Consider the following 21,033-nt stretch of genomic DNA (forward strand, 5'->3'; position numbering starts at 1 on the left):
ACGGGTCCAGGTGCGGCGGTTCAGGAGGTGGAGTTCAGAGTGCGGCGGGTGTGCCGGGCTGGGCAGCGGCGCCGGTCAGCTCGGTGGGCAGCTGGTGGTGGGAAGGTGCCGGGGCGGATTCGATGAATTTGCGGTGCATCCTCGGTCCCAGGATGGCGTAGCTGGTGGCGCTGGCAAGGCCGCCGGCGAGCCAGGACAGGTCCCAGCCGCCCAGGGCCACGGCGATGGGGCCCTGCATGGCGGGGACGAGGCCGTACATAAACAGCCAGGTGGCGAAGATGCCCACCAGGAGTGAGGTGATGCCCGCCCAGTTGACGCCGGGGAGCCGCCGGGTGCCGACGTCGTCGAACAGCCTTTCGGGATTGCCGGGCCAGCGCTTGTCGATCCAGAAGTAGTGGACCAGCATGACGCCGCCCCAGGCAGCGACCCAGGCGACGAGCCCGATGAGCCAGGCGTCGAGGACTGCTGCGAAGTCCTCCTGGAAGATGAAGAAGACGACGGCGGCGAGCGAGAAGACGCCGACGAACAGGTTGAGCTTGCGGCGGCTGATGGTGATGTCGAGTGCCTGGGTGGCCACGGAGAACGTGTAGATGTTGAGGATGTTGGTGGCGATGGGGCCGTGGAGCACCATCAGCAGTACGGGCAGCGCGAGGACGCCGAAGTTCTGGACGATGAGCTTGCCGGGGTCGATTTCGCCGCTGTTGGTGGCCAGGCTTGCGCCCAGGACACCGAGCCAGACGACGGGGATGAACTGGCCCAGGACCGACGCCAGATAGACCTTTTTCTTGGGCACTTCGGTGCTGACGAACCGGGAGTAGTCTGCGGCGTAGGTGAACCAGGTGATGCCCCAGCCGATGCCGATGGCGGTCATCACGGCACTCATCGCGGCAATCCGCTCCGAGCCTTCCAGGATGTTGCCGGCGGGACCTGCGTAGCCCCAGTTGATGTCCATGCCGAACCACGCCACGGCGGACATCACGGCCAGAATAACGATGGTTGGCGGGACGGTCCACTTTTCGAAAGCCGCAATCGCCTTATAGCCAAACCAGGCGATGGCTACCTGCGCGGCCATGATTCCGGTGGCGACGGCGATCTTCCACGCGTAGTTGGCGGCTGTGGGATCCACCCAGCCGAGGGTTCCGAAGAGTGCCATGACCAGGTCCAGGATGATCCAGGTGTTCACGGCGCACCAGCCGATCACCAGGAGCGCCTGGATGGCTGCCGGGAGGTAGTTCCCCCGCCTGCCGAATGCGGCCCGGGCGAGCACCATGCCGGTGGCGCCGGTCTTCTGCCCGAGGAGGACGAAGCAGCCGAAGAGCAGCATGCCGATCAGGTTGCCCAGCACCAGGACAGTCACGGTGTCCGCGAAACCCAGCCCCAGGTGGATTCCGAGGGCGCCCAGTACCCAGTTGATCGGTGCCAGGTTGGCACCGGCCCAGATCCAGAACTGGCCGGAGACCTTGTGCGTGCGCTGGGATTCGGGAATTGGCTGGAGCCAGGCTTCGACGTCTTCCGTGTGAACGGATTGCTCGGCTCCTGGGGCTGTGGGCTGTTGTTGCATCGGGGCCTCTTCGTTGAGGGGATGGGGATTCTTCAAGATTATGTGTCGGGGGCCACATCCACCATCTACAATGTGTCTTGAGCTTTCCCCTTCTACATGACGGAGTGTCATGCCTGTTCGTTTGGAAGATGTTCTGCGGCATTCCACTGTTATTGCCGCGGATCCCGTGGTTCGGGCGGCGGCCGGAGTGGTTTCCCAAACCCAGCTCCGGTGGATCCACTCCAGCGAGGTCCTGGACATTGCCTCGCTGCTGGGCGGCGGGGAGCTGCTGCTGACCGGCGGCCAGGCCCTGGCGCTGGCTTCCGATGAGCGCCGCATGGGCTACATCCACGATCTGGCCGAGCGTGGGGTGGCGGCGCTCGCCATTGAGACCGGCAGTGTGCTGCCGTCCATTCCTTCCTCGATGATTTCGGCTGCCGAGGAAGCCGGGCTTCCCCTGATCGAGCTTCGCAGGGTGGTGCCTTTCGTGGCAGTCATGGAGGCCATCAACTCACAGCTTGTCAGCCAGTCCGCCGCGCAGCTGCAGCAAGCCGACCAGGCCAGCCACGCCATGGCGGTGGAGCTCGCGCACGGAGGCAGCCTGGACCGGATTCTTGCTGTGTTGGCTGCGGCAACGGGTTCGGAGGTGGTGCTCACCACTACTGCCGGGATCACCCTTGCAAGTGCTGAACCTGCGGGGGATAGTGAAGCCTCTGCCGCCTTGGATGGCGATCCCGGGGAGCATCGGAGCACCGTCCAGATTGAAGTGCCCGTGCGCGGGATTCCGTCGGCCCGCCTGACACTTCAGGTGCGCGGCGAAGCCGACGTGAACCTGGCGCGGATCGCCGGCAACCGTTCCGTGGACATCCTGGCCCTTGCCCTGTTGCAGCGGATGCCCCCCGGTTTGAAGGAGATGGCCGGCGCGGCCTTGATCCGGGCCGTTGATTCCGGCAAGCAAAACTGGCGGCTGCAGGAACTGGCGCCCGCCGCAGGCATCCCTGTCTCTGCCCAGGTGGTGGCGGTGGTTATGCGCTCCTCCGCTTCGCAGCAGCTCCGGCGGCAAGTGGAGCACCTCCTGGACCCGGGCGGGCAGCACGGTGCCAGTTATGCGGACAACGCGGAGCTGCTGGCCCTGGGGGTCCTCCGCTCCGGGAATGCCCAGGATGAGCGGCAAAAAATAGTGGCCGGCCTGCAGTCGCTGGAGGTGCCGGAGGGAACGGTGAGCGCCGTCGGGCCCATTGCATCGGGTATCTCCTCCGCTCCCTGGTCCCTCGCCGAGGCGAGGCTCACGCTGGAACTGGCTGCCGACGTCGAACGCGTCAGGTTAGCGGGAACTGCACCTGGGCGGGTGCTTGATGCCCAGGCGTTCGCCGTCGAACGGCTCGCAGTTCACTCCATGGACGAAGCCCTGCGCCGTGACTTCGTGAACCAGCAGCTCGCCGACGTCCTTGAGCACGACGTCCAGCGCCAGTCCAAGCTTGTGGAGACGCTGCGGGTCTGGCTGGACTCCGGATGCAACACCGCGCAGGCGGCAAGGGAGCTGCATGTGGAGCGGCAGTCCATGCACCAGCGCTTGCAGCGGATCTTCTCCCTCTGCGGCGGCGACCCCCGCGGAACCGGCCGCCTGCCAGCCCTGCACCTGGCCACCCGCCTTGCCGCCCTCCAGCCCAAATAACCCCTGCAACGCTCTCTCACTTAACGCCGCTTTCCCGGCGATCCTCTCTCACTTAACGCGGGTTTTGCGCCGACGCTCTCTCACTTAACGTGGGTTTTGAGGTGACGCTCTCTCACCCCACCCACCCCCAACGGCAGGCCTGTGGATAACTTCTGCAGCGTCCTGCCCTGCGGAGGCACAATGCCAGCATGCGAAAGCAAGATTTCCTGCCCCCGCCGTTGGCACAGGCTCCCTTTACCTTCGGTTCTGCCAGGGCTTCCGGCGTCACTTTGGACAGACTTCGGCGCAAGGATGTAGTCAACGTGGGTCGTGGTCTTTACCGCCCGGCGGATTGGGACTTCGATCTGGAAGGTGCCGCCAAGGCGTTGTCCGCTGCCTCGCCCGGCGCCTGGATTTCACACGTGACCGCGGCCCGGCTCCGGCGTCAACTGCTGCCACCGTGGCTCGCAGATTCCACGGAACTGCATCTCAGCAAGCCGCGGGCGCTGCCGTCGGTCCGCCGGAAGGGCATATTCGGGCACACCGTCCTGGCTCTTGAGGATGAGATTGAAGTGGTTGACGGCATCACGCTGAGCACGCGGTCCCGCACTTGGCTCGATCTGGCGCGGGTCCTGCCGCTCAATGATCTGGTGAGCATGGGTGACGAACTGATCCGCATCCCGCGGGTGGATTTTGAGGGAAGGACGCAGCCCTACGACACCTTGGCGGGGCTTCGCATCCTGGCGGGCCGCCACCCGAATCTCCAGGGCATCGTCAGGGCCCGCGAAGCCTTGGACCTGATGCGGGTGGGTGCGGACTCCGCGCCCGAATCGCTGCTCCGCCTGGCCATCGTCAGCGCGGGCCTACCCGAGCCTGAACTTCAGGTGCCATTGCGCGCGGGAGACGTGAGGTCGCCGTCGGCCGATCTGGGCTACCGTCACCGGCGCCTCGCCATCCAGTACGACGGCGGGCATCACCTTGGCGACGCGCAGATCCTCAGCGACAGGAGACGGGACAAAGCCTTCGAAGCAGCCGGCTGGACGGTCCTTGTTCTTGATAAGGACGACCATGCGGACGGTTTCGAAAGTGCAGTTCAACGCATCAAACGGACACTTCGGAGAGGCTGGCTTGACCACCCGCAGGCGTCAGGATTTGCCAGCGGCGATTGAGCGTCGAAGATGGCGCTTAACGCCGTGACGCTCCCTCATCAAAGGTGAGAGAGCGTCCGGACAGAACACACATCAAGTGAGAGAGCGTCACCGGAAAATACACATCAGGTGAGAGAGGATCGCCGGAAAAGCCGCGTCAAGTGAGAGAGGGTCCGTGGGGCTAGCGGAGCACCACCGTCCGGTTCCCCTGCAGAATCACCCGGCCCTCACAGTGCCAGCGGACCGCGTTGGACAGGGCCTTGCATTCGGTGTCGCGTCCGGCGGCCACCAGGTCCTCGGGCCCGTACGTGTGGTCCACTTCCACGGTCTGCTGCGAGATGATCGGCCCCTCGTCCAGCTCGCTGTTGACGTAGTGCGCGGTGGCGCCGACAGTCTTCACGCCGCGGGCGTACGCCTGGTGGTACGGCTTGGCGCCCTTGAAGCTGGGCAGGAACGAGTGGTGGATGTTGATCGCCTTCCCGTCCAGCTTCCGGGTCAGGTTGTCGCTGAGGACCTGCATGTACCGGGCCAGCACCACGAGTTCCACATCGAACTCGTCCACCAACTCCAATAGCCGGGCCTCGGCGGCGGGCTTGGTTGCGGCCGTGACGGGCACATGGAAGAACGGGATCCCGTGCCACTCCACCAGCGCCTGGTGGTCGGTGTGGTTGGAGACCACCGCCACCACGTCCACCGGCAGCTCGCCGACGCGCGCCCGGAACAGCAGGTCGTTGAGGCAGTGCCCGAACTTGGACACCATGATCAGCACCCGGCGCTTGGAACCGTACTGTTCCAGCCGCCAGCGCATCCCGAAGCGCTCCGCAACGGGGCCAAAAGCGGCCCGCAGCGTGTCCGCGGTGGAGGCATCGCCGTCGGACGCGAAATGCACCCGCATAAAGAAGTGCCCTTCGGAACGCTCACCGAACTGCTGGTTGTCGATGATGTCGCAGCCGTGCTCCAGGAGGAAGCCGGAGACGGCGTGGACGATGCCCGGTGATTCCGAGCAGTCCAGCGTCAGGACATGCTCCACAGTGGTCGCCAGCTGCGGCAGGGAAGTTTCAGTCTGGATGGCAGTCATGGCTCAGCACTCGATTACGTTGACGGCAAGGCCTCCGCGGGAGGTTTCCTTGTACTTGGTTTTCATGTCGGCTCCTGTTTCGCGCATCGTTTTGATGGCTTTATCGAGGGATACCTTGTGGCTGCCGTCGCCGTGCAGGGCAAGGCGGGCGGCGTTGATGGCCTTCACGCTGGCGATGGCGTTGCGCTCGATGCAGGGGATCTGCACCAGCCCGCCCACCGGATCGCACGTCAGGCCAAGGTTGTGTTCAATGCCCACTTCGGCGGCGTTTTCCACCTGGGCAGGCGTGCCGCCCAGCACTTCGCAGAGCCCGGCGGCGGCCATGGCGCAGGCTGAGCCCACTTCGCCCTGGCAGCCCACCTCGGCCCCGGAGATGGAGGCGTTGATCTTGAACAGGATTCCGACGGCGGCCGCGGCCAGCAGGAAGCGGACCACGCCGTCGTCGTTGGCGCCGGGGACGAACTTCACGTAGTAGTGCAGCACCGCGGGAACGATGCCGGCCGCGCCGTTGGTGGGTGCCGTGACGATGCGTCCGCCGGCGGCGTTTTCCTCGTTCACGGCCAGCGCGAACAGGTTCACCCATTCCATGGCCCGGAGCGGGTCGGTCACCCCGGTGTCCGCGGTCAGGGTCTGGAATAACGACGGCGCGCGGCGGCGGACGTTGAGCCCGCCAGGAAGGATTCCTTCCGCGGCGCAGCCGTTGTCCACGCATTCGCGCATGACCGCCCACAGCCCCAGCAGCTTCTCCCGGAGTTCCGCTTCGGTCCGCCAGACCAGCTCGTTGGCGAGCATAACGTCCGAGATGGACATGCCCTCGCGCGCGCAGATCTCCAGAAGCTCATCGGCAGTGGTGAACGGGTAGGGGAGGACGGTGGAGTCGGCAACCACGCTGTCGCCGGCGTCGGCGTCCCCATCAACAACGAAGCCGCCCCCAATCGAATAGAAGCTCCGTTCGCTCAGCACGGTGCCCGCATGGTCCAGCGCGCGGAAGGTCATGCCGTTGGGGTGGGCCGGGAGGGACTTGCGCCGGTGCAGGACCACGTCCTCGTCCCAGTTGAAGTCCACCCGGTGGTCCCCGCCCACCCACAGTTCGGCGTCGAGGGCTGCGGCCGCCACCTGGTCATCGGCGGTGGAGGTATCCACGGTCTCCGGGTCCAGCCCCTTGAAACCGAGGACCACTGCTTTGTCCGAGCCGTGGCCCCGGCCGGTGGCGCCCAGCGAGCCGAACAGTTCGGCCTGCACGCGCCTGGTGGAACTCAGGTGTCCGTCGCCTTTGAGTCCGTCGGCGAACAGCTTCGCTGCCCGCATCGGGCCCACCGTGTGTGACGACGACGGCCCGATGCCGACGGAGAACAGGTCCAGGACGCTGAGGGCCATTTAGGGGACCTCGGGGGAGGCGTACTCCCGCATGGCGTCGAGGAGCCAGCGGCCCAGGAAATCGGCGAACGACGCGCGGGGGAAGAGCCGGTAGGTCTCCTCGCCGGTCTTCCACAGGACCACGGGGATGTTGCCGATCTCCGTGGACAGTGCCGTGCCGGGCTTCAGCACGCGGGGGTGCAGGTCCAGGGCGCAGCCCTTTTCCAGGACGGCGCGGGACCGGGGTCCGGTGAGTCCGAAGGTGGTGCGGTTGGCGGAGAGGTCCACCACCTGGCCCTCGCCGTCGCCGAGTGCTTCGCGGAGTGCCTGGATCAGGTCGCCGCCGAGGGACTCATGGGCTTCGGTGGGTGCCACCACCAGGAACTCTTCGGGCCCGAGCCACAGCACGGACGTGTCCCCGGTGCCGCTCACGAGGCCGCAGGCCGCGGGCAGGCCGCCGGTTACGGCGGCTACGCGCTGTCCGGCGTCGCTGGTCCGGTTGACCCGAAGGCCCACCATGGTCAGGAAGGACACCTCGGACAGTTCCACCACGCCATGGACGGAGCCGGTTTCAAACGCTGCCCGGAGCTGGGCGGCGGGGCTGACACGGAGGGAGAGGTTTTTCTCGTAGGAGGTTGCGGGTGCTGCTGTTTCAGCCATCTTTGCGGGTCCCTTCGGGGTCAAAAAGTACGGTTTCGGCGACGACGACGTCCACGAGCTGGTCGCCGGCGGCAGCCACGAGGGTTTCGCCGATGCGGTTGCGGCCGTTCTTGATCAGTGCCAGGCCGAATGACCTGCCCAGGGCGGCGCTGTGGTAGCTGGAGGTGACGAAGCCTTCCATCGGCACCGGGCCGTAGGCAGGGTTGGTGGAGCGGCCCTTTTCCACAAGCTGGGTGCCTTCCGGCAGGCGCAACGTCCCGTCCACCGGGAGCACACTGACCAGGTGCTTGCGGTCCTCGCGCTGGGCGTCGGCCCGGGCGTAGGAGCGCTTGCCGATGAATTCCTTGGCCTTGGAGACGATCCAGTCCATGCCCGCGTCCTGCGGGGTGACGGTGCCGTCCGTGTCCTGCCCAACGATCGGGTAACCCTTTTCGGCGCGGAGCACGTGCATGGTTTCGGTGCCGTAGGGGGTGATGTTGAACTCGGCACCGGCGGCTGCCACGGCTTCCCACGTGTTCAGGCCATACCAGGACGGCACGTTGATCTCGTAGGCCAGTTCGCCGGAGAAGGAGATCCGGCAGATCCGGGCGCGGACGCCGGAGGCGAGGGTGGTTTCGCGGAACGTCATGAACGGGAAGGCTTCGGCTTCCAGCCCGCCGTCGGCGGCCAGTTCCGGTGCCACCTTTGCCAGGACCGCGCGGGATTTGGGCCCGACGACGGCAATGGTGCTCCACTGTTCGGTCACCGAGGTGCAGTGCACGTCCAGCTCCGGCCACTCGGTCTGCAGCCATTCCTCCAGCCAGTCCAGCACCTTGGCGGCGCCGCCGGTGGTGGTGGTCATGAAGTAGGTCTCCTCGTCCAGGCGCAGGGTCACGCCGTCGTCGAAGATCATGCCGTCAGCCATGCACATGACGCCGTAGCGGGCTGAACCCGGGGCCAGCTTCTTGAACGCGTTGGTGTAGATCCGGTTGAGGAACTCACCGGCGTCCTTGCCGCGGATCTCGATCTTGCCCAGGGTGGTGGCGTCCATAAAGCCCACGGAGTCGCGGACGGCGGCGCATTCGCGCAGGACGGCCGCGTCCATGTCCTCCCCGTCCTGCGGGTAGTACCAGGGCCGCTTCCACTGGCCGACGTCTTCAAACAGGGCGCCCTTTGCCACGTGCCACGGGTGGATCGAGGTGACGCGGGCGGGGTCGAACAGCTCGCCGCGCTGGCGGCCGGCAAGTGCCGCGAACGCCACGGGGGTAAAGGGTGCACGGTAGGTGGTGGTGCCGATGTCGCCAATGCCGCGGGACGCCTCGCCGGCGGTGCGCAGCGCGGCGGCGATGACGCCGATCGCGTTGACGCCGGAGGTCTTGCCCTGGTCATTGGCGGTGCTGATGGAGGTGTAGCGCTTGATGTGCTCCACGGACCGCATGCCGGCTCCGGTGGACCGCAGCACGTCGGCCACGGACTGGTCGCGCTGGAAGTCCACGAAGTGGTGGTGCCAGTCGTCCGGGGTGCCCTGCTCGCCGGGGACCAGCCACAGCTGGCGGGTAGGGGCTGAGGCCTTCGGCTCGCTGAGTGGTGCGGGTTCGACGGCGGCGCTAAAGCCAGCTGCGATGGCCGCCTTCGCGCCGGCGGAGATTCCCTCAGCCAGGCAGTCTGCGGTGTCGAAGGAGCCGCGGCCGGAGCCGACAACCTGCTGGTTGGGGACCACGGTGCTGGGCACAAAGGCGGCCAGTTCGTCGTCCCAGCGCAGCTTGCCCTGCCGCTGGGAGTGCAGGTGCACCAGCGGGCTCCAGCCGCCGGACACAGCCAGCAGATCGCAGGCGATCTGTTCGATGCCTGAGGTGAGCTCGCCGTCGTCGTTAATGCTGCGGACGGTGACGCCGTCCAGGCGGCCGTCGGCAGAAGCTGACGTGTTGGCCACCGCGCTGCCGATCAGCACCCGGGTGCCGGCTTCGACCGCGGCAGCGGCCACTGCGGTGAGCTGCGGCCGGGCGTCCACCACGGCAGCGACCTTGACGCCGGCGGCGCGCAGGTCAGCGGCCAGGGCGTAGGCGCTGTCGTTGGTGGTGCTGATGACCACGCGCTGGCCGGCAGCCACTGCGTAGCGGTTGAGGTAACTGCGGACGGCCGAGGCGAGCATAATGCCGGGCCGGTCGTTGTTCTCGAACACCAGCGGCCGTTCGTGGGCGCCGGGGGCCAGGACCACCTGGTTGGCACGGATGTGCCAAATACGCTGCCGGGATACACCGGACGCGGCGGGGGAGGACAGGTGGTCGGTGCGGTTCTGGACGGCGATGACGTAGTTGGCGTCGTAGGCGCCGAAGGCGGTGGTGCGGTTCAGGACGGTGGATTCGGCGCCGGAGACGAGTTCGGCTTCGACGTCGGCCACCCACTCCAACGCCGGCTTTCCCTCGATAGTTTCCGCCAGTTCTGGCGCCGTGGACCCGGACAGGAGCGATCCGCCCAGTTCCGGCTGGTCATCCAGCAGCATGACGCGGGCACCGGTGCGGACGGCTTCGCGGGCAGCGGCCAGGCCGGCAGGGCCGCCGCCGAGGACCAGGACGTCGGTGTGGACGTACTTCTTGTCGTACTCGGCGCGGTCTTCCTCGGGGTCCAGCTTGCCCAGGCCGCTCAGCAATTCTGCCTGCAGGCCGTCCACCAGGGTGACGGTGGTGGCAGGGAGCATGGACTCGGCCACGTGGCCGGGGAAGCGCGGCTGCACCTTGACAAGGGCGTTGGACTCCTCCACACCGGCGGACATGATGCCGCGGGGGCGGTCCTCGTAGAGCGAGTTGCCGGCCGCGATGCGGCCATTGGCGAGCAGGGCGGAGGCGAGGGTGTCGCCGGGGTGGCCCGTGAATTCCTCGCCGTCCACGGTGAAACGCCAGGAGATGGTGCGGTCGATGCGGCCGCCGGCGGCGAGGCGGGCGTTGCGGGCCGCGGGATTCTGGGAAGTCACTTGGTTGCTCCTTCCGGGGCGGTGGTGCTGGTTTCAGAAGTGCTTGGGGAGATGCTGCTGGTGGAAGTGTTGGGGGCCGCGCTTCCCGTGGTGGTGCTGTCAGCGGCGGTGCTGGCAGTGCCGGTTTCGGGGGTTGTCCGGGCGGTTGCGTTGCCAGCGGCATCTGGCCTGGGCGTGCCCATGGGGTAGACGGCCTGGATGTCGTAGGTGACGGTGTCGCGGAGCATGTTGAACCACTGGCGGCAGCCGGTGCTGTGGAGCCAGCGCTCGGCGAAGGCGCCCTTGGTGTTGTCCCGGTAGAACAGGAACTCGGCCCATTGGCGGTCGGTCAGTTCGTTGGGGTTTTCCGGGTAGGCCACGTGGGCCTGGCCGCCGTAGTGGAACTCGGTCTCGTCGCGGGAGCCGCAGTTGGGGCAGGAAATGAGCAGCATGTGCGTTGTCTTTCTGTGGAGGCGGCGGCTAGTGGGCGACGGCGGCGGCGCCGTGTTCGTCGATCAGCGCGCCGGTTTCGAAGCGTTCCAGCGCGAACGGCTTGTTCAGCCTGTGCGGGGCGCCCGTGGCGATGTTGTGCGCGAAGGTCATGCCGGCTGCGGGGGTGGCCTTGAAGCCGCCGGTGCCCCAGCCGCAGTTCACGAACATGTTCTCCACCGGGGTGTTGCCCACGATGGGGGAGGCATCCAGGGTGGTGTCCACGATGCCGCCCCAGGTCCGGAGCACGTGGGCCCGGGCAAAGATGGGGAAGAGTTCCACGGCGGCCGCCATCTGGTGCTCGATCACGTGGAAGGACCCGCGCTGGCCATAGCCGTTGTAGGAGTCAACGCCGGCGCCCATCACCAGTTCGCCCTTGTGGGCCTGGGAAACGTAGACGTGCACGTGGTTGGACATGACCACCGTCGGGTGGACGGGTTCGTGCAGTTCGGAAACCAGGGCCTGGAGCGGGTGGGACTGGATGGGGAGGCGAAAACCGGCCATTTCGGCCAGGACCGAGCTGTGCCCGGCGGCGCAGAGGCCCACCTTTTCGGTGTTGATGGTGCCGCGGTTGGTCTTGACCCCCACCACGCGCTCGCCGTCTTTGACGAAGCCGGTGACTTCGCAGTTCTGGATGATGTCAACGCCCAGCTCGTCGCACTTGCGGGCGAAGGCCCAGGCCACGTGGTCGTGCTTGGCGATGCCGGCACGGGGCTGGTATGTGGCGCCCATGACGGGGTAGCGGATGTTGTCATTGATGTTCAGGATGGGGCAGAGTTCCTTGACCTGCTGCGGGTCAAGCCATTCCGCGTCCACGCCGTTGAGCTTGTTGGCACCCACGCGCCGCATGCTTTCGCGGACGTCACCCAGGGTGTGGGCGAGGTTCATAACGCCGCGCTGGCTGAAGAGGAAATCGTATTCGAGTTCCTCCGGCAGGATTTCCCAGAGCTTGAGGGCGTGCTCGTAGATGGCGGCGCTCTCGTCCCAGAGGTAGTTGGAGCGGATGATGGTGGTGTTGCGGGCCATGTTGCCGCCCGCCAGCCAGCCCTTTTCCAGGACGGCGATGTTGGTCATGCCGTGATTCTTCGCCAGGAAGTAGGCAGTGGCCAGGCCGTGCCCGCCGCCGCCCACAATCACGGCGTCGTAGGAGGACTTGGGCTCCGGGTTGCGCCAGAGGAAGTCCGGGTGCTCGGGGAGCTGTTGGGTGCTCACTGGGCTGCTCCAATCATGTCTGCTTCAAATTCGTTAATGTCCTCGGCGCCGTTGCTGAGGTGGGGGTAGAGGGGGAACTTCTCCGCCAGGGCGGTCACGCGGGCTCGGAGTTCGACGGCGGTGCTGCCGCCCAGGGACGTGGTCCCGGAGGCAACACTGCCGGCCGAGGCGATGAGCGCCGTCGCGATGATGTCCGCAACTTCTGTGAATTCCTCGGCGCCGAAGCCGCGGGTGGCAAGGGCCGGGGTGCCGATCCGGAGTCCGGAGGAGACCATCGGCGGGCGGGGGTCGAAGGGGACGGCGTTGCGGTTGACGGTGATGCCGATGCGGTGCAGGGCGTCTTCGGCCTGCTGTCCGTCCAGCTCGGAGTTGCGGAGGTCCACCAGGACCAGGTGGACATCGGTGCCGCCGTTGACCACGGAAATTCCTGCTGCGGCAACGTCGTCGCGGAGGAGCCGTTCGGCGAGAAGCTTGGATCCCTGCAGGACGCGTTCCTGGCGTTCCTTGAATTCGGGGCTGGCGGCGAGCTTGAAGGCGACGGCCTTCGCGGCGATCACGTGCTCCAGCGGGCCGCCCTGCTGGCCGGGGAACACGGCGCTGTTGATTTTTTTGCCGTACTGCTCCTTGGCGAGGATGACGCCGCCGCGCGGGCCGCCGAGGGTCTTGTGCGTGGTGGTGGTGACGACGTCGGCGTACGGCACCGGGTTTGGGTGCAGGCCGGCGGCCACGAGGCCGGCAAAGTGGGCCATGTCCACCATGAGGTAGGCGCCCACGAGGTCGGCAATGCGGCGGAACTCCGCGAAATCCAGCTGGCGGGAGTAGGCGGACCAGCCGGCAACGATCAGCTTGGGCTTGTGTTCGAGGGCCAGTGCCTCGACCTCGGCCATATCGATGCGGAGGTCTGATTCGCTCACGTGGTAGGGGACCACGTTGTAGAGCTTGCCGGAGAAGTTGATCTTCATGCCGTGCGTCAGGTGTCCGCCGTGGGCCAGGCTCAGGCCCATGATGGTGTCGCCCGGGTTCAGCAGGGCGAACATGGCGGCGGCGTTTGCCTGCGCGCCGGAGTGTGGCTGGACGTTGGCGAATTCGGCGCCGAACAGAGCCTTGACCCGGTCGATGGCGAGCTGTTCCACAACGTCAACGTGCTCGCAGCCGCCGTAGTAGCGCTTGCCCGGGTAGCCCTCGGCGTACTTGTTCGTCAGGACCGAGCCCTGTGCCTCCATGACTGCGGACGGGGCGAAGTTCTCCGAAGCGATCATTTCCAGCGTGGACTGCTGGCGGCCCAGCTCATGCGTGATGGCCTGCTGGACCTCGGGATCGACGACGGAAAGTCGCTCGTTCAACTGCTCAACCACGGATGCTCCTTTTGAAATACCATTTGCTTGATAACTGATATATCAGTGTGAGGTCAATGGTATGATCGGGGTCACAGCAGAGTCAATAGCTGGACCGAAAGCGGCAGGAAGCTACCGTGTCCGGGTCCGGCACGTGATCGAAGAACGGAGCGGCGCCTTGAACGCACTTCTTGCTCTGACCCCTGCGGAGGAGGAAGCTCCGTCCCAGGCGGAGGCCGCGTACCGGCAGCTGCGGGACAAGCTGATCATGCTGGAGATCCGCCCGGGGGAGCCGATCAATGACGGGCAGCTGGCGGCCGAGCTTGGCTTCGGGCGGACTCCCGTGCGCGAGGCGATTAAGCGGCTTGAGGTGGACCACCTGGTGGTTTCCTATCCTCGCCGCGGAACGTTCGCCACGAATGTTGACTTCACCGAGCTGGCAGATGTCTCGGAGATCCGGGAATTGCTGGAGCCCCTGGCCGCCCGCCGTGCAGCCGCCCGGGCGAGTGAAGGCATGCGCCGGGAACTGCTGCGGGTGGCCGATGCCATTGCGGGGATTGACCCCACGTCCGGGGAGACCCGGGACCTGATGCGCTATGACCTGATGGTGCACCGGCTGATTTACAAGGCGGCCGCGAACCCACACCTGGAAAGCACGCTGATCCGCTACGACAACCTGGCCACGCGCATCTGGTGCGTGGTGCTGGATAAGGTTCCCTCCGTGACCGGCCACATTACAGAGCACGTGGACCTGCTGAAGGCGGTAGCGGCCGGTGACGCCGACAGGGCCAGCGAGCTGGCCCTGCACCACGTCACGAGCTTCGAGGAAACCATCCGCAAGGTGCTGTAGCGCTTCCCACTGGAATCGCCTTTCCGGTTCTGTAACCGGACGCCCTCTCGCTGCCAGAAGGAAAAACGCACGATGCCAACTGCCACCCGGAACGCGCAAGGCCGCACCGCCAGGATCGGCTTCGCCTTGATCGGGGTTCTGCTTATTGCAGTTAATCTGCGGGTGTCCTTTGTCAGCGTTGGGCCGGTACTCGCGAATATCAGCGGTGACTTGGGCCTGTCCAGTGCCGCAGCGGGGTTCCTGACTGGCCTTCCGCTGATTGCCTTCGCGGTCTTCTCACCCGTGGCGCCCGGATTCGCTTCACGTATGGGGCTGGACCGCGCGCTGTGGATGTCCCTGCTGTTCCTGGCTTCGGGCATCGTGCTTCGCTCCTTGCCTGTGCCGGGCTTCATTTGGGCCGGCACGGCGTTGATTGGCCTGGCGATAGCGTTTCTCAATGTCCTGGTCCCCTCGCTCGTCAAGCGGGACTTCCCGGCAAAGGTCAGCCGGGTCACCGGAAGCTACACCGCAACACAGGCCGCGTTCGCCGCGATGGGGGCCGCCGTCGTCGTGCCCGTGGCGCAAACGTCGCCGGCGGGCTGGCGGCTTGCCCTGGGCATCTGGGTGGGACTGGCCCTCATCGCCATGGCGGTGCTCCTGCCGTGGCTGCGCCGGCACGGGTCACGCACTGTGACCACCAAGCCGGAGGGTTCCTATCGGTCGCCTTGGGCCTCCGCCTTGGGCTGGCAGGTGACGGCCTTTATGGGGCTGCAGTCCATCGCCTTCTACGTCCTGATGGCGTGGCTGCCCACCATCGAACAAAGCCGCGGGGTTTCGGCCACAACTGCCGGCATCCATCTGTCCGTTTTCCTGCTCATCAGCGTGTTCGCCAGCCTTATGGCCGGGGGAATCCTCCACCGGGGTTCGGACCAACGGCTCGTCTCCTCCGCGAGCGGCGCGGCAATGCTCGTGACGTTCCTCGGGTTGGCGCTTGCGCCGGACCTCACCTTGTTGTGGGTCGTCCTGGGAGCCATCGGGTGCGGGAGCCTCATTGTGATCGCCCTGTCGCTGTTCAGCCTCCGGACCGTGAACTACCCGCAGGCGGCGTCACTGTCCGGCATGGCGCAGTCCGTCGGTTACGGCCTGGCTGCTGTGGGGCCGGTGATGTTTGGTGGTCTTCGCGACGTGAGCGGAGACTGGACGCTTCCGTTGCTCGTCACCGCGGGCATCATGGCGGTTCTCGCTTTTATGGGTGTGCTTGCTGGGCGTGACCGGGTGATCAGCGGGTCAGTGTGACGCATGGCCGGTTCATTAGCGCTGCGGGCGGAGGTTCATGTGTGGCGTGGGCATTTTGCGGCATGGGTTCCGTGATTTGTGTCAGGTTGGGGTCTTAGGGTGTTCGCCCCGGGCGTGTAGGAACTGTTTCCCGGACCCTATTCTGACGGTAATTGAGCGGGTGTCTGACGTCAGGTTTGGGGTGTGCCCTAACCCGTCTCTACTAGTGGGATACCCGGCCCGTGTTGGTTAGAGGACCTTCCGAGCGGAACCCCTTGGCCAGAAGAGTGAACTGGATGAGGCAGTGTGGACGCCGGCCTTGAACGGAACAGTTCTGTGGCATCGACTCCTGCTGGCGACCTTCAAAATTCAACCGGACGTTGACGCGCGTTAATTAACGTGGTTTCCTGATTGACGCGCGTTAACTGTGTTTGGCGTCTCAGTCCAAGACCACAGGGGCCACAACGCGTGAATCATCCCGTCGTTGACAAAGGAGTCCTGAATGACCCAGATAAACCAGCCAGGAGCGGGCCCGGAAACTTCCGGCCCGATAGTCGTTCCCCCCGAGTCTGTTGAGGCTGAAGCGCTTGCAGCTCTGAAGGCCGCTACAGAAGATGACCGCCCCCCGGTTCCCAGGAGTTATGTCGTACTCCTTATCCTGGCCCTCTTCGGAACAAACCTGGCGTTCACAACACCGCTCGTCCTGTCTCTTGCGATTCAGATTCAAGCCTTGGCACCTCAGAATGAGGAGTACCTCGGATTCGTTCTCGGTACCGCAGCCGGGCTCGGGCTCATTGTCGGGCCCATGTTTGGAGTGCTTAGTGACCGCACTCGCTCCCGGCTGGGCCGCAGACGCCCCTGGATGGTTGCGGGACTCGCAGTCGGTCTTATCGGCCTGTTCATCCTCGCTATTGCTCCAAACGTGGTTGTGCTGGCGATTGGATGGATAGTCTCGACGCTTGGCTGGGGACAGATCTTCGGCGGCCTGCAGAATTCCCAAGCTGACCGACTGCCGGCTTCTCAGCGAGGAAAAGTGGCTGGCTTGACTGGCATGGCTGGCATGATGGCGCCCGTGATCGGAAGTGTCGCGGGTTCGGCCCTATCTTCGAGTCCTTACCTGCTGTTCCTTGTGCCCGGCCTGATCGGTGCGGTGCTCGTTGTGTTGTTTTTGCTCTTTGTTCAGGAACCGGACTCGCGCGACCTCATCCTCGAGGAGAAATTGAGTGCCAGGGGCCTGTTCTCCAAATACCTGTACAACCCGCGGAATTACCCTGACTTTTCGTGGAACTTCGTCGGTCGGTTCGCCTTCTATTTCGGCCTCACCCTGAGTTCAACCTTCACAGCGTTCTTCCTGGCGTCGCGTCTCAACCTCCCCATCACGGAGATCGGCGGCACGATTGCCCTTGTTGGCTTGCTTGGCATCGTGGCCACGACGGCCGGCGCTATCGGAGGCGGCTTTCTTTCGGACCGATTCAAGCAGAGGAAGGTGTTTGTGTTGGCCGGCGGTGTCATCTTCAGCGTCGGCGCCGTCACGACTGCGTTCGCCCCCTCCATCGAGTTCATCGTCATCGGATCGTTCCTCAGCAGCGTTGGCATCGGGGTTTTCTCTGCCGTGGATCAGGCTCTCGTGCTGGATGTCCTGCCCGAACGGGACACCCAGGCCGCCAGATTTAACGCGCTGAATAGCTTCTCGCTGACGGTCCCACAGTCGCTGGCACCAATCGCCGCACCGGCGTTCCTTGTGATCGGGATGGTTTCCGGCGGCGATAAAAACTATTCGGTTCTGTACCTGATCGCGGCGGTCTTGACCATTATTGGCGGGCTGATCGTCGTTACCAAGGTGAAGTCGGTCCGCTAGCTCCGTGGCGCTGCCAAACCCAAATTTAGAAAGAAGACAGTGACTACCGATTTTCCCTACATGAACGCTTCGCTTCCGGTCGCCCGACGCGTCGAGGACCTTCTTGGTCGAATGGAACGCACCGAAAAAGCAGCTCAGCTGACGCAGTCCTTTTGCTTCGCAATCGGGGAACTGCCTGATGACTTTGACATCGACGCCCTGCCTGAGGAGCATCAGGCATTCGTTCGGCAGACGCAGCAAATTGACGCCGCCGTAGAGCGGGGGGAAATTGGTTCACTGCTGTTCATTCGTGACGCAGCTGTGGCTAACAGGTACCAGGCTAAAGCCTTGGCTGGTAGCCGTCTCGGCATCCCCCTCATATTCGGTTTCGACGTGATCCACGGCCTTCGAACGGTTCTTCCGGTGCCGATCGCTCAGGCGGCGTCTTGGGATCCGGCCGTTATCACTGCTGGCGCACAGGTAGCGGCCCGTGAGGCGAGAGCTTCAGGAATACAGTGGACCTTCGCGCCGATGATCGACATCGCCAGAGACCCTCGGTGGGGACGAATCGTGGAAAGTGCCGGCGAGGACCCCTTCCTGACCTCGATCGTGGCCGCCGCTCAGGTACATGGCTTCCAAGGAAACCTCGGCCCCGAAAGCATCATTGCAGGGCCAAAGCACTTTGCCGGGTACGGCGCTGCTCGGGGAGGACGTGACTACGAAGATGCTGAAATTTCCGAATCGGAGCTCCGCAACGTCTATCTTCCACCCTTCAAGGCAGCCATTGATGCGGGCGCTCACAATGTCATGAGTGCCTACATGGACCTTAATGGCGTACCCGCCAGCGGCAACTCTCGCTTGCTCAACGGCATCCTGCGGGGGGAACTTGGATTTGAGGGTTTTGTGGTCTCCGACGCCAACGCAGTGAAATCGCTGGAGACCCAGCACTTCGCCGCTGACGCAGCCGACGCAGCCGCCCGGGCGATAACTGCCGGTGTCGACATGGAAATGAGCATGTCCGAGCCCGCCTATGCATCGCTGCCCCAATTGGTCGAAGACGGAAGGCTCGAGCAGTCGATCCTCGATGAGGCAGTCCGACGTGTACTCACAGTCAAGTTCGCGCTCGGCCTGTTCGAAAACCCTTTCGTTGAGGACACAAAGATGGAAAAGGTGCTGGGGGATCCCGGCCACCGCGACACCGCACGTGTCAGTGCCGAGCGTTCCATCGTTCTCCTCAAGAATGATGGCGTGCTTCCGTTGGCACCGAATCAGACCGCAACTGTAGCCGTCATCGGACGGCTGGCCGACAGCAAGCGCGACACATTGGGACCATGGGTCTTCGGACACAGCACAGACGAAACAGTCTCAATCCTGGAAGGGATCCGTGCCAGGGCGGGCAGCGAACTTAGGGTGGAGTATGCCGCCGGAGTCGGCGTACCTGACCGCGCCTTTCCCTCACCCTTTGCTCTTCAGGATCCCGACCCAGGCTCAGGCGGCATCGGCGTGATCGACGATGACGACGAAGAGCTCGACCGGGCCGTGGCAGTTGCCGCACGATCAGATATCGCTCTGGTCGTTATAGGGGAGCGACAAGACCAGGCAGGCGAGACGGCGTCCAAGTCCAACCTGGACCTACCTGGACGCCAGCTCGAAATGTTGCAGAGGATCGCGGCCACGGGAACTCCGGTGGCCGTCATCCTCATGGCGGGCCGGCCCCTCGACCTTCGCTGGGCGGACCAAAACGTTTCTGCGATCGTGCAGGGCTGGTACCCAGGAACGCGGGGCGGCGACGCCATTGCCTCAGTGCTATTCGGCGATGTCTCACCAGCGGGCAGGCTGCCCTTCACCTGGCCACGGCATGTCGGTCAGGTGCCTATGATCTACGCACATTACCGTACGTTCGCCCCGCAAGATCAGGACAAGCGCTACTGGAATGAAGCTTCAACACCGCTTTACCCCTTCGGCTACGGGCTCAGCTATGGCAAATTCGAATACTCGAACCTCCAAACCGATTCTTCAGACATCGCAGTCGGTGCAACGACGAACGTGAGCGTTGACATCACGAACACGTCCGAACGGGAGGCTGATGAAGTCGCCCAGCTGTATATCCACCAAAGATACGGAACTTCGTCACGACCTGTACGGGAGCTCAAGGGGTTCGAGCGCGTCACGCTTCTACCAGGTGAGACGAGAAAAGTTTCCTTCCAAATCGGGCCCCAGCAACTGAGCTACTGGAGCGACGTTACCGGTTCCTGGGTGCAGGACAGCACGATTATTGATCTCTTTGTCGGTGGGGATTCATTGGCTCAACTTACGAGCAGTCTCCGCGTCAAGTGAGCAACACTAACGGAAATCACCGCAAGCGGTGAGTGGGTGCAGGGCCTCAAGCGAAAGGCAAAGTATGGGCGTTGACAGGAGTCTTATGAGCGTGGACGAGAAGGTAGGTGTCGTCTCGATGCCGGCAGACGTGCGTAATGGGGTGAAGGTTGGGCCCCCGCCGGCGTTCGACCCCGAGTGTTCGCCCGCTTTGGTTGCAGCCCAGGCGGTCTTCCCGGAGCCAGTCACCAGCGAGCTGCTCCCGGTCATACGTCAGATGGTTGCCTATGGCGATCCAACTGACGCTGACCTTGAGCGTGGAGGTGCTTACCGGGTCCAGGAGAAGAGCGCACCGGGGCTGGAGGGGGCGCCGGCCGTGCCCCTTCTGGTGTGTACTCCTACCGCAGCTAAGGCTCCGACGCCGGCGGTGTATTACGTGCACGGCGGCGGGATGATTTCTGGTGGGCGACGTTCCGACATGGGTTGGGTGTTGGATTATGCGGAAGCCGAAGGACTGGCGGTCGTTGGTGTCGAATACCGGCTGGCACCTGAGCATCCTGATCCTGCCCCGATTGATGACTGCTATGCGGGACTGCTGTGGATAATCGACCACGCGGAAGAACTGAACATTGACCCGGACAGGATTCTGATCTTCGGAATGAGTGCAGGAGGCGGTCTTGCAGCGGGCGTCGCACTGAGGTGCCGGGATCAAAAGGGGCCGAAGCTGATAGGACAAATGCTTACATGCCCAATGTTGGACGAGAGCAATGACACTGCCTCCAGCTTTCAATTCCAAGGCAACGGATCTTGGATCCGGGAATCCAATGAGTTCGGTTGGAACGCGCTCCTGGGAGATCGCCGTCGGAAAGCGGATGTGTCTCCATACACGTCTCCTTCACGAGCCGCGGATCTGTCGGACCTTCCCCCCACGTTCCTCGACGTGGGCTCAGCGGAGGTCTTCCGCGACGAAGCGGTCGATTACGCGAGCCGAATCTGGGCAGCGGGGGGCAACGCAGAGCTGCACGTATGGCCAGGTGGTTACCATGGGTTCGATCGGTTCGCCCCTGGCGCAGCCGTCTCACAAGACGCGACCCGCGCGCGAGCCCGGTGGTTGCACCGGCTCCTGAGCCAGCAACCAACCCAGCTGGAAAAGACACTGGACCTCGAGAGTTGAACTGACCCAGTAAGCGCCTAACGCCAGGGGCCTGGACACTGCCCAGTGCCAGGCCCCTGCGGGCAAGGCCCCGGCTGAATCGAAAGGCCTCCGGCGCGTCCCCTAGTAGTCTTCCTGTGGGGCTTCCAACGGGACATCCTGGCTTCAGGGCCGTCAGAGCCAAAAGCGCGCCGGACCGGGGGAGATGACAGCCCCCTAATCT

General features: G+C 64.6%; 15 protein-coding genes. 7 read left to right on the plus strand and 8 right to left on the minus strand.

Annotation, left to right across the window (positions count from 1 at the left end):
- Window positions 1–34: 34 nt before the first annotated feature.
- Window positions 35–1,561, minus strand: a complete 1,527-nt coding sequence (locus M8J71_RS17450; protein WP_256249058.1) for a purine-cytosine permease family protein — start codon at window positions 1,559–1,561, stop codon at window positions 35–37.
- Window positions 1,562–1,670: 109 nt separating this feature from the next.
- Here M8J71_RS17450 and M8J71_RS17455 point away from each other — a divergent pair, with 109 nt between their 5' ends.
- Window positions 1,671–3,215, plus strand: coding sequence for a PucR family transcriptional regulator (locus M8J71_RS17455; protein WP_256249059.1), 1,545 nt, complete (start codon window positions 1,671–1,673; stop codon window positions 3,213–3,215).
- A gap of 188 nt (window positions 3,216–3,403) precedes the next feature.
- Entirely contained in the window at window positions 3,404–4,363 is a 960-nt protein-coding gene (locus M8J71_RS17460; protein ID WP_256249060.1) for an endonuclease domain-containing protein, read from the plus strand.
- A 160-nt stretch (window positions 4,364–4,523) separates the two neighbouring features.
- Here M8J71_RS17460 and purU read toward each other — a convergent pair whose 3' ends face one another.
- The 7 genes from purU to glyA are packed head-to-tail and all read right to left on the minus strand — an operon-like array spanning window position 4,524 to window position 13,421.
- Complete coding sequence (purU, locus tag M8J71_RS17465; RefSeq protein ID WP_256249061.1) at window positions 4,524–5,420, minus strand: formyltetrahydrofolate deformylase; 897 nt, start codon at window positions 5,418–5,420, stop codon at window positions 4,524–4,526.
- A 3-nt stretch (window positions 5,421–5,423) separates the two neighbouring features.
- Window positions 5,424–6,797: an L-serine ammonia-lyase gene (locus tag M8J71_RS17470; protein ID WP_256249062.1), complete on the minus strand. Its 1,374-nt coding sequence runs from the start codon at window positions 6,795–6,797 to the stop codon at window positions 5,424–5,426.
- A complete protein-coding gene (locus M8J71_RS17475; protein ID WP_256249063.1) occupies window positions 6,798–7,436 on the minus strand; it encodes a sarcosine oxidase subunit gamma in 639 nt (212 codons plus the stop codon).
- Window positions 7,429–10,386: a sarcosine oxidase subunit alpha family protein gene (locus M8J71_RS17480; protein WP_256249064.1), complete on the minus strand. Its 2,958-nt coding sequence runs from the start codon at window positions 10,384–10,386 to the stop codon at window positions 7,429–7,431. Before M8J71_RS17480 ends, M8J71_RS17475 begins: the two co-directional genes overlap by 8 nt.
- Window positions 10,383–10,817, minus strand: a complete 435-nt coding sequence (locus tag M8J71_RS17485) for a sarcosine oxidase subunit delta (RefSeq protein ID WP_256249065.1) — start codon at window positions 10,815–10,817, stop codon at window positions 10,383–10,385. Before M8J71_RS17485 ends, M8J71_RS17480 begins: the two co-directional genes overlap by 4 nt.
- A gap of 28 nt (window positions 10,818–10,845) precedes the next feature.
- Window positions 10,846–12,066 (minus strand): sarcosine oxidase subunit beta family protein, encoded by a 1,221-nt coding sequence (locus M8J71_RS17490; protein ID WP_163167983.1) that lies wholly within the window; start codon window positions 12,064–12,066, stop codon window positions 10,846–10,848.
- Window positions 12,063–13,421, minus strand: a complete 1,359-nt coding sequence (gene glyA / locus M8J71_RS17495) for a serine hydroxymethyltransferase (RefSeq protein WP_308292960.1) — start codon at window positions 13,419–13,421, stop codon at window positions 12,063–12,065. The genes M8J71_RS17490 and glyA overlap by 4 nt, the downstream gene beginning before the upstream one ends.
- A 157-nt stretch (window positions 13,422–13,578) precedes the next feature.
- Here glyA and M8J71_RS17500 point away from each other — a divergent pair, with 157 nt between their 5' ends.
- From M8J71_RS17500 to M8J71_RS17520, 5 genes are all read left to right on the plus strand, one after another.
- Complete coding sequence (locus M8J71_RS17500) at window positions 13,579–14,250, plus strand: GntR family transcriptional regulator (protein ID WP_256249066.1); 672 nt, start codon at window positions 13,579–13,581, stop codon at window positions 14,248–14,250.
- Window positions 14,251–14,322: 72 nt separating this feature from the next.
- Window positions 14,323–15,525 (plus strand): MFS transporter, encoded by a 1,203-nt coding sequence (locus M8J71_RS17505; protein WP_256249067.1) that lies wholly within the window; start codon window positions 14,323–14,325, stop codon window positions 15,523–15,525.
- A 481-nt stretch (window positions 15,526–16,006) separates the two neighbouring features.
- Window positions 16,007–17,362, plus strand: coding sequence for an MFS transporter (locus M8J71_RS17510; RefSeq protein WP_256249068.1), 1,356 nt, complete (start codon window positions 16,007–16,009; stop codon window positions 17,360–17,362).
- 39 nt (window positions 17,363–17,401) lie between these two features.
- Complete coding sequence (locus tag M8J71_RS17515; protein WP_256249069.1) at window positions 17,402–19,678, plus strand: glycoside hydrolase family 3 N-terminal domain-containing protein; 2,277 nt, start codon at window positions 17,402–17,404, stop codon at window positions 19,676–19,678.
- 85 nt (window positions 19,679–19,763) lie between these two features.
- Entirely contained in the window at window positions 19,764–20,831 is a 1,068-nt protein-coding gene (locus tag M8J71_RS17520; protein WP_256249070.1) for an alpha/beta hydrolase, read from the plus strand.
- Window positions 20,832–21,033 lie beyond the last annotated feature (202 nt).

It is taken from the genome of Pseudarthrobacter sp. R1, assembly GCF_024494415.1.
Taxonomy (GTDB): Bacteria; Actinomycetota; Actinomycetes; order Actinomycetales; family Micrococcaceae; genus Arthrobacter.